Consider the following 12,176-nt stretch of genomic DNA (forward strand, 5'->3'; position numbering starts at 1 on the left):
ATGGATAAATTGATTATTACTGGCGGTGCTCGTCTTGACGGCGAGATCCGCATCTCCGGGGCAAAGAACTCCGCCCTGCCGATCCTGGCGGCCACCCTGCTGTGCGATGGTCCGGTGACCGTTGCCAACCTGCCACACCTGCACGACATCACCACCATGATCGAGCTGTTCGGTCGCATGGGGATCGAGCCGGTGATCGACGAGAAGCTGGCCGTCGAAATCGATCCGCGCACCATCAAGACCCTGATCGCTCCGTACGAACTGGTTAAAACCATGCGTGCGTCGATCCTGGTGCTGGGCCCGATGGTTGCCCGTTTCGGTGAAGCCGAAGTCGCGTTGCCTGGCGGTTGCGCCATCGGTTCGCGTCCGGTTGACCTGCACATCCGTGGCCTGGAGGCCATGGGCGCGGTCATTGACGTCGAAGGCGGCTACATCAAGGCCAAGGCGCCTGAAGGCGGCCTGCGCGGTGCGCACTTCTTCTTCGATACCGTCAGCGTGACCGGTACCGAAAACATCATGATGGCCGCTGCCCTGGCCAAGGGCCGCAGCGTCCTGGCAAACGCCGCGCGCGAGCCTGAAGTCGTCGACCTGGCGAACTTCCTGAACGCCATGGGTGCCAAGGTTTCGGGCGCTGGCACCGACACCATCACCATCGATGGCGTCGAGCGCCTGCACACCACCACCTACAAGGTGATGCCGGACCGTATCGAAACCGGCACCTACCTGGTGGCCGCGGCCGTGACCGGCGGTCGTGTGAAGGTCAAGGACACCGATCCGACCATCCTCGAAGCCGTGCTGGAGAAACTCCGCGAAGCAGGCGCCGAAATCAATACCGGTGAAGACTGGATCGAGCTGAACATGCACGGCAAGCGGCCTAAAGCCGTGAACGTGCGAACCGCTCCGTACCCGGCGTTCCCGACCGACATGCAGGCGCAGTTCATCTCCCTCAACGCCATTGCCGAAGGCACTGGTGCCGTGATCGAGACGATCTTCGAAAACCGTTTCATGCACGTTTACGAACTGCACCGCATGGGCGCGCACATCCAGGTCGAAGGCAACACCGCCATCGTCACCGGCATCGAAAAGCTCAAGGGTGCGCCAGTGATGGCTACCGACCTGCGTGCTTCGGCCAGCCTGGTAATTTCGGCGTTGATCGCCGACGGCGACACGCTGATCGACCGCATCTACCACATAGACCGTGGCTACGAGTGCATCGAAGAGAAACTGCAGATGCTGGGCGCCAAGATCCGTCGCGTTCCGGGCTAGTTTCTGCTTCATGGGCGCAAGGACGTGCCCGTTGATTTGTTCAAAGTCGAGGGTGGTTACACCCTCGATGTGTGTTCGGCGCCATTTGCGACCGGGCATGAGTACCTTGATAAGGACTGACGTTTCCCATGTTGACCATCGCACTGTCCAAGGGCCGCATCCTTGACGACACCCTGCCGCTTCTGGCTGAAGCGGGCATCGTGCCGACCGAGAATCCGGACAAGAGCCGCAAGTTGATCATCCCCACGACCCAGGAAGATGTACGCCTGTTGATCGTGCGTGCCACCGACGTGCCGACTTATGTCGAGCATGGTGCCGCCGACCTCGGTGTCGCGGGTAAAGACGTGCTGATGGAATACGGCGGCCAGGGCCTCTACGAGCCACTGGACCTGCAGATTGCCCAGTGCAAGTTGATGACCGCCGGCAAGGTCGGTGCGGTCGAGCCCAAGGGCCGCCTGCGTATCGCCACCAAGTTCGTCAACGTTGCCAAGCGTTACTACGCCGAGCAGGGCCGCCAGGTCGACATCATCAAGCTCTATGGCTCGATGGAGCTGGCGCCGCTGATTGGCCTGGCCGACAAGATCATCGACGTGGTCGACACCGGTAACACGCTGCGGGCCAACGGCCTGGAGCCACAGGATTTCATCGCGGCCATCAGCTCCCGGCTGATTGTCAACAAAGCTTCGATGAAAATGCAGCACGCCCGTATCCAGGCGTTGATCGACACCCTGCGCAAGGCAGTGGAGTCTCGACACCGCGGCTGATTCACTTGCGCGACGTTGAGTCGCGCCGTCTATCCGCCTCATAGCCAGAATTCTCAGGTGCCCAAGCGGATCGAATGTTAGTTTCGGGCGCCTGAGTTTTTTGCCAATCCTATGAGGCTCTCGCTATGACCGCACCGACTGCAATTCGCCGACTCAACGCTGCTGACCCGGATTTCGCGCATCATCTGGATCATCTGCTGAGCTGGGAAAGTGTGTCTGACGACTCGGTCAATCAGCGGGTGCTGGACATCATCAAGGCGGTGCGCGAGCGTGGCGATGCCGCGTTGGTGGAATTCACCCGCCAGTTCGACGGGCTGGACGTCGCGTCCATGGCGGACCTGATCCTGCCACGCGAACGCCTGGAGCTGGCACTTACCCGCATTACCGTGCCGCAGCGCGAAGCCCTGGAAAAAGCCGCGGCCCGCGTACGCAGCTACCACGAAAAGCAGAAACAGGACTCCTGGAGCTACACCGAAGCCGACGGCACCGTGCTGGGCCAGAAGGTCACGCCGCTCGATCGCGCCGGTCTGTACGTACCGGGCGGCAAGGCGTCGTACCCCTCTTCAGTGTTGATGAACGCGATTCCGGCCAAGGTTGCCGGTGTGACCGAAGTGGTCATGGTGGTGCCGACCCCGCGCGGTGAAATCAACGAGCTTGTGTTGGCGGCTGCCTGCATCGCCGGTGTTGACCGTGTTTTCACCATCGGTGGCGCACAAGCGGTTGCCGCGCTGGCTTATGGCACCGAAAGCGTGCCGCAGGTCGACAAAGTGGTTGGCCCGGGCAACATCTATGTCGCCACCGCCAAGCGTCACGTGTTCGGCCAGGTCGGTATCGACATGATCGCAGGTCCGTCCGAGATCCTCGTGGTATGTGACGGCCAGACCGATCCTGACTGGATTGCCATGGACCTGTTCTCCCAAGCCGAGCATGATGAAGACGCCCAGGCGATTCTGGTCAGCCCTGATGCGGCCTTCCTCGATCAGGTCGCCGCGAGCATCGCCAAGCTGATGCCGACCATGGAGCGCGCCGAGATCATCGAAACCTCGATCAACGGCCGTGGTGCGCTGATCCAGGTGCGTGACATGGAGCAAGCCATCGAAGTGGCCAACCGCATCGCGCCGGAGCACCTGGAACTGTCGGTCGCCGATCCGCACGCCTGGCTCCCGCAGATCCGCCATGCCGGTGCCATCTTCATGGGCCGTCACACCAGCGAAGCGCTGGGCGATTACTGCGCAGGCCCGAACCACGTATTGCCGACTTCCGGCACGGCGCGGTTCTCGTCGCCGCTGGGCGTATACGACTTCCAGAAACGTTCGTCGATCATTTTTTGCTCGGAGCAGGGCGCGTCCGACCTGGGTAAAACCGCTTCGGTGCTGGCCCGTGGCGAGTCGCTGACCGCCCACGCCCGCAGTGCCGAATACCGCATCATCGACGACAAGCAGGGGAACTGAGATGAGTAAATTCTGGAGCCCGTTCGTCAAGAACCTGGTGCCCTACGTACCGGGCGAACAGCCAAAGCTGGCAAAACTGGTGAAGCTCAACACCAACGAAAACCCGTACGGTCCATCGCCCAAGGCCCTGGCTGCGATGCAGACCGAACTGAACGACAACCTGCGCCTGTACCCGGACCCGAACAGCGATCTGCTGAAAAATGCCGTCGCCAAGTACTACGGCGTGCAGAGCAACCAGGTGTTCCTCGGCAACGGTTCCGACGAAGTCCTGGCGCACATCTTCCACGGCTTGCTGCAGCACGATCAGCCGCTGCTGTTCCCGGACATCAGCTACAGCTTCTATCCGGTCTACTGCGGTTTGTACGGCATCAAGTTCGATGCGGTGCCGCTGGACGAGCAGTTCCAGATCAACCCTGCGGACTACGCCAAACCGAACGGCGGGATCATCTTCCCCAACCCGAACGCACCGACCGGTTGCCTGTTGGCGCTCGAGGCGGTCGAGCAAATCCTCAAGGCCAGCCCGGACTCGGTGGTCGTGGTGGATGAGGCCTACATCGACTTCGGTGGCGAGACGGCCATCACCTTGGTGGACCGTTACCCGAACCTGCTGGTGACCCAGACCCTGTCCAAATCCCGTTCCCTGGCGGGCCTGCGGGTTGGCCTGGCGGTGGGGCATCCGGATCTGATCGAGGCGCTGGAGCGGATCAAGAACAGCTTCAACTCCTATCCGATCGATCGCATGGCGAATGTCGGCGCGGCGGCGGCGTTCGAGGATCGCGAGTACTTCGACAAGACGTGCCGTCTGGTCATCGAAAGCCGCGACAAGGTCGTTGCGCAATTGCAGGCCAAGGGCTTTGAAGTGCTGCCGTCGGCGGCGAACTTCATTTTCGCTCGTCACCCCATGCACGATGCGGCAGGCCTGGCAGCCAAACTGCGTGAGCAGGGCGTGATCGTGCGGCACTTCAAGCAGGAGCGGATTGCGCAGTTCTTGCGGATCAGTATTGGCACGCCGGAGCAGAATCAGGCGTTGGTTGATGGGCTTGGTGAGTTGTAAATTTTGAATGAGAACAGTTCCCGGTGTTTAGGCGGGAACTGTTCTGTGTGATTACAATAATTAATGTTTTTTATATGGCTCCCCGCTATGGGGCGCTTTTGAATTATAAATGTCTAGCTTTCCGCTCACCGTTGACCCATCTGTTAAGGTCATGGTTACATTAGCTTTGATTCTTCCGTATCCAGGTGTAAATCGGCCACTAATGGTTCCGTTTTTTACGTCATATGCACGGTTATCATATATAAATTTCCAGGAAACTTTGTAGTTTTGATCGCCCTCATTGAAGATCTGTATAAAGTCTTTTTCGGGCAGGATTTCACTGCGCAGGGATAGCAAAATTGTATCGTTTTCGGTACCCCCACGCTCTGCACGGTTTTTTTCACTTAAGTAACGCGCAAATATCAGGCCTTCGGTCGTGCCGTTGTATCCGAATTCAACTTTATCGGATTTAAGCTCAGTGCCCTCCCAGTTGAAAGTTGCTGTGCCTGAGTCGCGTGTGGATGTAAAGGCTGATTCGTCTTTTTTTTGACTGGTCATGGTTGCATCCTTTCTGCTGATTAAATTAGTGAGTGCTTATTTCTGTGGAAATAGCGGCTTTAAACTTTCTCTGCGTTAAATAAAGTTACGACGGTCTCGCCATTTTCAAGCAGCATTCTGATTTCTGCTTCGATTTTTCTATATCCGTTAGAAAATACTCCAGTGATAGACCCTTCAGTCGCAAAATGTTCAGCGCCCTCGTAGAAAAGGCCCCACCGGAATGGATGGTTTGTGCTGCCAGCTTTGTAAGGCTGGTCGAATCTTTCAGGGATATCCGTATTGCTCAAGAAGCACGCTACAACGATATCGGAATCGTTTCCGCCTTTTGAATTTTTGCTATCTGTCTGTCGTAAATAGTTTGCAAATAGCAACCCACCGGCGGTATTGGTGTTAAAACCTACTGATGATGATGTGAGGTTTTTACCACTCCAGTTCAGGGTGGCATCTCCCTTTTCAATTTTAGTTTTAGGGTTATGTTTGTATGTTGGTTGAGTGGTCATGATTTTTCCTTTTAAGATAAAAGCTCTACCTGGACTGCAGTTCGTGTTTTTTGATGGGTGAACTTACTACGATTTCTCAAGACGAGGTTGCATTCACAGCTTACGACGTTTGAGAACGGTGATGTACTGTCACAAGTGACAGTGCTTTAGTGCTTTTTGGAATCGCTTTTAATGTTGCGTATGAATATTAAAATAAGCGGTTGAGCAATTTTGAAACGATTGCCGGATCAGCATTGATCCTGTAGACGCGACGTATGGCGAATGTCGGCGCTGGGACGTTCGAGGACCGAGTACTTCGATAAGATTTGCGAGTTGGTGGGTCGACTGCCTCGGCAATCTTTGAGCCGCCACTTATCCTGTAGGAGCGAGCTTGCTCGCGATGGACGACAACGATTACGCGCTTTATCTGAATGATCGCGGTTACCGAAAGTTTTTCGCGAGCAAGCTCGCTCCTACAAGGGGCGGCGTTGTTTTTATTCGTGATGCGGCTCGCCCAAAAACGTCAGCGAGCTGAACAATCCCCGACTGCTCACGTCAGTGCTGTCCTTCACCGGCACTTCCAACTGCGCCGCAATCACATTCAACCCTTCATTGCGCACCAGCACCTGCGCCCGACCGTCTGCATCAGTCTCGGTGGTCAGGGTGTTCGGCGCGTTGCGGTAGTCGCCAACCAACTTCACTCCCGCCGCCGGCTTGCCGTCCAGTAGCACCCGGACCGGCAACGACTGGCCCGGTCCAACGCCCAGCGGATCGACCTCCGGCAGGATCAGCAGTTTGATCTGATCGAGTTTCGGCAGCTTCGCTCCCGGCTGATAAATCGCCAGGCTGTATTTGAATGTCTCTGTGGATTCGATGGCGCCGGGCACTTTGCTGCGGCCCTCGTTGATCCATTTTTTATCGGCTGTTTGCGACCACATGCCGTTGTTCAATGCCACCGCGATAACGGCGGGCGGCTTCAGCGGTTGCAGGCGCGCGTGATCGGCCAGGCGCTGCACCGTGACCGGAATCATTTTTCCATTGCCGTCGTAGGCCCAGGCGCCGCTGATTTTCTGCGCTTTGAACGCATTGTCCTCGGCGCCGTGGCCGTAGATCACTTCGATGTTGCCGCGGCGTTGTTCGGTCCACAGACCGTGGGCGGAGACTTGGGTGGCGAACAGCAAACCGAGCAGCGCCAGGGGTTTGAGAGGGTGCATGGGGACGTCCTTTTACAGAGTGAGTGTCAGGCTGACAGTGAAGTTGCGCGGCTCGCCGGGGTTGACCCAGTAGTTGCTGTACGAGCGCTCGAAGTATTTCTCGTCGAAAACATTGTTCAGGTTCAGCCCCACCGTGACGTTTTCGCTGGCCTTGTAATGGGCCAGCAGGTCGACGGTGTGGTAGGCCGGCAGTTCGAAATCGCTGCCGGCTTCACCTGAGCGATCGCTGACATAGGTGAAGGCCGCGCCGACGTCCGAACCGCGCAAGTGGCCATCCTGAAACTCATAAACCCCCAACAGGCTGCCACTGCGTTTGGCCACGCCGAGAATTTGGCTGCCAGTGGGAATGACCTTGTCGCCTTGGGTGACTTCGGCATCGATGTAGGCGAAGGCGCCGATCACCCGTACCGCGTCGGTGACTTGCCCGGCCAATTGCAGATCGAAACCCTGGCTGCGCGCCTTGCCCATGGCGCGGCTAGTGTCGGTGCCTGGGTCGAGGGCGAGGACGTTTTCCTTCTCGATATGGAAAGCGGCGAGGGTGCTGCTCACGCGCTCGTCGAACAGCTCGCTCTTGATGCCGACTTCATAGCCGACGCCTTCTTCCGGGTCGAAGGATTTGCCGGCGGCGTCCAGGCCGTTATTGGGTTTGAACGAGGTGGAGACATTGGCGAACACGCCGACTTCAGGCGTCAGCTGATAGAGCAGGCCGGCCCGTTGGGTGAGGGCGTCGTGACGCTGGCGGCTGGAGGTGTCGCGGGTGTGGTCGTCGATGCTCTGCTCGAAGTGTTCGAAGCGTGCACCGAGCATGCCCCGCAGCTTGTCGGTGAAGATGATCTGATCCTGCAGGTTCAGCGCATGGCTTTCGACGTGCTCGAAGAAGTCCGTCCCTGAGCGCGCACCGTTGGGTTTCGGCTGGCCGTAAATCGGGTTGTAGATGTCGATGGCGTAGGGGCTGCCAGCGATCGTCGTGACCCGCTCGTCCTTGCGATAGTTCTCGTACTCGCTGCCGATCAGCAATTCGTGCTGCCAACTGCCGAGGTCGAACAGGCCGCGCAGTTCGAGCTGGGTGATGCTGTCATGCCAGTTGTTGTCACGCTCACGGTAACGGCGGTTGACCGAGTGGCCATCGGCATTCAGCGGCCGCGACTCGGAGGCGAAACCCCAGAGTTTGCCTTCCTTGTAGTGGCTGGCCAGGCGCAGCTTCCAAGTGTCGTTGAGCTGATGTTCGAGTGCGGCCTGCAGCAGATTGTTGTGGTTGTCGATATCGCCGTCGTTGGGTTCGCCGAGGAAGGTCGAACGGGAAACGCCGCTCCACGTATTGTTCGGCGCGACGATGCCACGGTCGAAGGTAGAGCTGTGCCGGACGAATTCGCTTTCCACCAACAGGTTGGTATCGGGATTGAGTTGCCAGCTGAAGGAGGGCGCGACGAACACGCGTTGACTGTCGACATGATCACGGAAGCTGTGATTGTCCTCGACGGCCATGTTCACTCGCGACAGGACATCACCTTGTTCATCCAGCGGCGTGTTGAGGTCCAGCGTGGTGCGATAGCGATCCCAGCTGCCAGCGCTGGTTTGCAGTGTGGTAAAGGCGCCAGGCTGTGGCTTCTTGGTGACGATGTTGACCGTGCCGCCCGGATCACCCCGGCCATACAGGCTGGCCGCCGGGCCTTTGAGCACTTCGATACGTTCGATGTTGGCCGCATCCGGTGTGCTGGGGTAGCCACGGTTGGCGCTGAACCCGTCCTTGTAGAACTCCGACGTGGTGAAGCCGCGCACGCTGTATTCGTAAAGGGTCAGGCCGCCGAAGTTATTCTGCTTCGACACACCGCCGGCAAAATCCAGCGCGCGTTCGACGCTGGTACTGCCCAGGTCCTTGAGCACGCTGGCGGGGATCACGCTGATCGATTGCGGGATGTCTCGAATGGCTGTGTCGGTCTTGGTCGCGCTGGAAGAGCGGGTGGCGCGATAGCCCTCGACCGGGCCTGTGGGGGATTCGTAATCGGAAGTGACGCTGATGGCGTCCAGTTCAAGCGTTGGTGATTCTTCGGCGAAGACCGGGTTTCCCAGCAGGCCGAAGGCGAATCCGACGAACGAGGCCTTTGTTCGAGACGACATGTTATGTTGTTCCAATTGCAGTAATTGAAACAATATAACATGTCTAATGAGAATATCTTCCAATAGCCCGAATTTCTCGGGCCAGGTTTAGTTCTCTTCTTTTTCCTTGACCGGCGCAGGCGGCGGACGCAAGCCGATTTCTGCCGTGAGCTTGAGCTCCTTGCCGTTGCGCATCACCTGGATAGTGACCTTATCGGTCGGCTTGATCCGCGCCACCTGGTTCATCGAGCGACGGCCATCGCCTGCTGGCTCGCCGTCGATGCTGAGAATCACGTCACCCAATTGCAGGCCGGCCTTTTGCGCCGGACCGTCGCGGAAAATCCCCGCCACCACAATGCCCGGACGCCCCGACAGGCCAAACGACTCCGCCAGTTCCTGGGACAATGGCTGCACTTCGATACCAAGCCAGCCGCGAATCACCTGGCCGTGTTCGATGATCGACTTCATCACCTCCATGGCCAGCTTCACCGGAATCGCGAAACCGATGCCTTGCGAACCGCCGGACTTGGAGAAGATCGCCGTGTTGATGCCGGTCAGGTTGCCATTGGCGTCCACCAGCGCACCGCCGGAGTTGCCAGGGTTGATCGCGGCGTCGGTCTGGATGAAGTCTTCGTAGTTGTTCAGGCCCAGCTGATTGCGCCCGGTGGCACTGATGATGCCCATGGTCACCGTCTGGCCAACGCCGAACGGGTTGCCGATGGCGAGGGCCACGTCACCGATGCGGATGTTGTCGGAGCGGCCGACGGTGATCGAAGGCAGTTTCTTCAGGTCGATCTTGAGGACCGCGAGGTCGGTTTCCGGGTCACTGCCGATCACCCGCGCCAAGGTTTCGCGGCCGTCCTTGAGCGCCACCACGATCTGGTCGGCACCGCTGGTCACGTGGTTGTTGGTCAGGATGTAGCCTTCCGGGCTCATGATCACGCCGGAGCCGAGGCTCGACTCCATGCGTTTCTGCTTGGGCGAGTTGTCGCCGAAGAAGCGACGAAACTGCGGGTCCTCGAACAGCGGATGATTGGGTTTGTTGATGACTTTGGTGGTGTACAGGTTCACCACCGACGGCGCGGCGGTGGTCACCGCGTCGGCATAAGACACCGGGCCTTGCTGCATGCTGGTGGTTTGCGGGGCTTGTTGCAGGTTCACGTCGAGGCTTGGAAGCCCGACCCACTGCGGGTAACGCTGGATGATTAACAGAGCGACAAGCACGCCGGCCAACAACGGCCAGCCGGAAAAACGCAGCGCCTTGAGCATTAAGCACGTCCTGAGAGAGTTGCAGGCGGTATGAGACCGCTCATAATGACGCGCATTATACGAGGCCACGCGTGCCTCTGAACGGGATATTTAGGAGTCTTTTATGGCCGTCGCCCTGAGCACCCTGGTCGAAGAAGCCGACCGTTACCTCGGCAGTTCGAAAATTGCCGATTACTGCCCCAACGGCCTGCAGGTCGAGGGCCGACCGCAGGTGATGCGCATCGTCAGTGGCGTCACCGCCAGCCAGGCCTTGCTTGATGCCGCGGTGCAGGCCAACGCCGACCTGGTGCTGGTGCATCACGGCTACTTCTGGAAAGGCGAGAACCCGTGCATCACCGGCATGAAGCAGCGCCGCCTGAAAACGCTGCTCAAGCACGACATCAGCCTGCTGTCCTATCACCTGCCGCTGGACCTGCACCCTGAGGTTGGCAACAACGTGCAGTTGGCGCGGCAGCTGGACATCACCGTCGAAGGTCCGCTCGATCCCGACAACCTGAAGATCGTCGGTCTGGTCGGCTCGTTGAACGAGCCCGTGACAGCCCAGGATTTCGCTCGTCGGGTACGGGAAGTCATGGGCCGCGAGCCATTGCTGATTGAAGGCAACGCAATGATTCGCCGCGTTGGCTGGTGCACCGGGGGCGGTCAGGGCTACATCGATCAGGCGGTACTGGCGGGTGTCGATCTGTACCTCAGCGGCGAAGCCTCGGAGCAAACCTTCCACAGTGCGCGGGAAAACGACATCAGCTTCATTGCTGCCGGGCACCACGCCACCGAGCGTTATGGCGTGCAGGCGCTGGGTGATTACCTGGCGAAGCGCTTTGCCCTTGAGCACATCTTCATCGATTGCCCCAACCCGATCTGACTTTGCGCGGAGTACGATTTTTTGTAGGAGCGAGGCTTGCCCGCGAAAAACGATGACCGGGCGCATCAGGTACACCGCATTATCGTTCTTCGCGGGCAAGCCTCGCTCCTACGAGATCGGAGAAGCCCAAACAGGCGGGCATATTCATATGCTCTTTCGATCTAGTTGGCGTCCTGATTAGAAGGGGGCGCTGTGCTAGGATTCCCCGCTCGAACACGGCCCGCTGGCCGTTCATAAGAATGTTTTCGTGAGTAGCCATGGTCGACAAACTGACGCATCTGAAACAGCTGGAGGCGGAAAGCATCCACATCATCCGCGAGGTGGCCGCCGAGTTCGACAACCCGGTGATGCTGTACTCCATCGGTAAAGACTCCGCCGTGATGCTGCACCTGGCACGCAAGGCGTTCTTCCCCGGCAAGCTGCCGTTCCCGGTAATGCACGTCGACACCCAGTGGAAATTCCAGGAGATGTACAGCTTCCGCGACAAGATGGTTGCCGAGCTGGGCCTGGACTTGATCACCCATGTGAACCCTGAAGGTGTGGCGCAAGGCATCAACCCGTTCACCCACGGCAGTGCCAAGCACACCGACATCATGAAGACCGAGGGCCTGAAGCAGGCACTGGACAAGCATGGTTTCGATGCCGCCTTCGGTGGCGCGCGCCGCGATGAAGAGAAATCCCGCGCCAAGGAGCGCGTGTACTCGTTCCGCGACAGCAAGCACCGCTGGGACCCGAAAAACCAGCGCCCGGAGTTGTGGAACGTCTACAACGGCAAGGTCAACAAGGGCGAATCCATTCGCGTATTCCCGTTGTCGAACTGGACCGAGCTGGACATCTGGCAGTACATCTATCTGGAAGGCATCCCGATCGTCCCGCTGTACTTCGCCGCCGAGCGTGAAGTCATCGAGAAGAACGGCACCCTGATCATGATCGACGACGAGCGCATCCTCGAACACCTGAGCGATGAAGACAAAGCCCGCATCGTCAAAAAGAAAGTGCGTTTCCGTACCCTTGGCTGCTACCCGTTGACGGGCGCGGTGGAGTCCGAGGCCGAAAGCCTCACGGACATCATTCAGGAAATGCTCCTGACGCGAACTTCCGAGCGCCAGGGCCGTGTCATCGACCACGATGGCGCAGGCTCGATGGAAGATAAAAAACGTCAAGGCTATTTCTAAGGGGCTGT

Annotated in this window: 11 protein-coding genes; 6 read left to right on the forward strand and 5 right to left on the reverse strand. The window is 58.6% G+C overall.

The features are described from left to right. From murA to hisC, 4 genes are all read left to right on the forward strand, one after another. Positions 1-1,266 (forward strand): UDP-N-acetylglucosamine 1-carboxyvinyltransferase, encoded by a 1,266-nt coding sequence (gene murA / locus OH720_RS04015; protein ID WP_272604640.1) that lies wholly within the window; start codon positions 1-3, stop codon positions 1,264-1,266. A gap of 128 nt (positions 1,267-1,394) precedes the next feature. After that, positions 1,395-2,030: an ATP phosphoribosyltransferase gene (gene hisG, locus OH720_RS04020; RefSeq protein ID WP_008018703.1), complete on the forward strand. Its 636-nt coding sequence runs from the start codon at positions 1,395-1,397 to the stop codon at positions 2,028-2,030. 125 nt (positions 2,031-2,155) lie between these two features. Beyond that, positions 2,156-3,481 (forward strand): histidinol dehydrogenase, encoded by a 1,326-nt coding sequence (gene hisD, locus OH720_RS04025; protein WP_272604641.1) that lies wholly within the window; start codon positions 2,156-2,158, stop codon positions 3,479-3,481. Between the two features lies 1 nt (position 3,482). Then, positions 3,483-4,535, forward strand: coding sequence for a histidinol-phosphate transaminase (gene hisC, locus OH720_RS04030; protein WP_272604642.1), 1,053 nt, complete (start codon positions 3,483-3,485; stop codon positions 4,533-4,535). A gap of 60 nt (positions 4,536-4,595) precedes the next feature. On the opposite strand, the gene OH720_RS04035 is transcribed toward hisC, so the two are convergent. The 5 genes from OH720_RS04035 to algW form a co-directional block, all read right to left on the reverse strand. Next, positions 4,596-5,072 carry a hypothetical protein gene (locus OH720_RS04035; RefSeq protein ID WP_272604643.1) on the reverse strand — a complete coding sequence of 159 codons (477 nt, stop codon included), beginning with the start codon at positions 5,070-5,072 and terminating at the stop codon, positions 4,596-4,598. A 59-nt stretch (positions 5,073-5,131) separates the two neighbouring features. Beyond that, the gene (locus OH720_RS04040) at positions 5,132-5,572 is read right to left on the reverse strand and encodes a hypothetical protein (protein WP_272604644.1); all 441 of its coding nucleotides are present in this window, start codon (positions 5,570-5,572) and stop codon (positions 5,132-5,134) included. 473 nt (positions 5,573-6,045) lie between these two features. Further along, positions 6,046-6,765, reverse strand: coding sequence for a DUF4198 domain-containing protein (locus tag OH720_RS04045; RefSeq protein WP_272604645.1), 720 nt, complete (start codon positions 6,763-6,765; stop codon positions 6,046-6,048). Between the two features lie 12 nt (positions 6,766-6,777). Next, a complete protein-coding gene (locus OH720_RS04050) occupies positions 6,778-8,883 on the reverse strand; it encodes a TonB-dependent siderophore receptor (protein ID WP_272604646.1) in 2,106 nt (701 codons plus the stop codon). Between the two features lie 87 nt (positions 8,884-8,970). Next, complete coding sequence (gene algW, locus OH720_RS04055) at positions 8,971-10,131, reverse strand: Do family serine endopeptidase AlgW (RefSeq protein ID WP_180205716.1); 1,161 nt, start codon at positions 10,129-10,131, stop codon at positions 8,971-8,973. Between the two features lie 103 nt (positions 10,132-10,234). Here algW and OH720_RS04060 point away from each other — a divergent pair, with 103 nt between their 5' ends. Then, positions 10,235-10,993: a Nif3-like dinuclear metal center hexameric protein gene (locus OH720_RS04060; RefSeq protein ID WP_272604647.1), complete on the forward strand. Its 759-nt coding sequence runs from the start codon at positions 10,235-10,237 to the stop codon at positions 10,991-10,993. A 257-nt stretch (positions 10,994-11,250) separates the two neighbouring features. After that, positions 11,251-12,168, forward strand: coding sequence for a sulfate adenylyltransferase subunit CysD (gene cysD, locus OH720_RS04065; RefSeq protein ID WP_008054388.1), 918 nt, complete (start codon positions 11,251-11,253; stop codon positions 12,166-12,168). Positions 12,169-12,176: the final 8 nt, after the last annotated feature.

The sequence above is a fragment of the Pseudomonas sp. WJP1 genome (genome assembly GCF_028471945.1).
In the GTDB taxonomy this organism is placed as follows: Bacteria; Pseudomonadota; Gammaproteobacteria; order Pseudomonadales; family Pseudomonadaceae; genus Aquipseudomonas.

Excerpts from the sequence above, each read along its gene's own strand:
- OH720_RS04050 (WP_272604646.1), bottom strand. The coding sequence starts at position 8,883 with ATGTCGTCTCGAACAAAGGCCTCGTTCGTCGGATTCGCCTTCGGCCTG.
- OH720_RS04040 (WP_272604644.1), bottom strand. The coding sequence starts at position 5,572 with ATGACCACTCAACCAACATACAAACATAACCCTAAAACTAAAATTGAA.
- murA (WP_272604640.1), top strand. The coding sequence starts at position 1 with ATGGATAAATTGATTATTACTGGCGGTGCTCGTCTTGACGGCGAGATC.
- hisC (WP_272604642.1), top strand. The coding sequence starts at position 3,483 with ATGAGTAAATTCTGGAGCCCGTTCGTCAAGAACCTGGTGCCCTACGTA.
- OH720_RS04035 (WP_272604643.1), bottom strand. The coding sequence starts at position 5,072 with ATGACCAGTCAAAAAAAAGACGAATCAGCCTTTACATCCACACGCGAC.
- OH720_RS04060 (WP_272604647.1), top strand. The coding sequence starts at position 10,235 with ATGGCCGTCGCCCTGAGCACCCTGGTCGAAGAAGCCGACCGTTACCTC.
- OH720_RS04045 (WP_272604645.1), bottom strand. The coding sequence starts at position 6,765 with ATGCACCCTCTCAAACCCCTGGCGCTGCTCGGTTTGCTGTTCGCCACC.
- algW (WP_180205716.1), bottom strand. The coding sequence starts at position 10,131 with ATGCTCAAGGCGCTGCGTTTTTCCGGCTGGCCGTTGTTGGCCGGCGTG.
- cysD (WP_008054388.1), top strand. The coding sequence starts at position 11,251 with ATGGTCGACAAACTGACGCATCTGAAACAGCTGGAGGCGGAAAGCATC.
- hisG (WP_008018703.1), top strand. The coding sequence starts at position 1,395 with ATGTTGACCATCGCACTGTCCAAGGGCCGCATCCTTGACGACACCCTG.
- hisD (WP_272604641.1), top strand. The coding sequence starts at position 2,156 with ATGACCGCACCGACTGCAATTCGCCGACTCAACGCTGCTGACCCGGAT.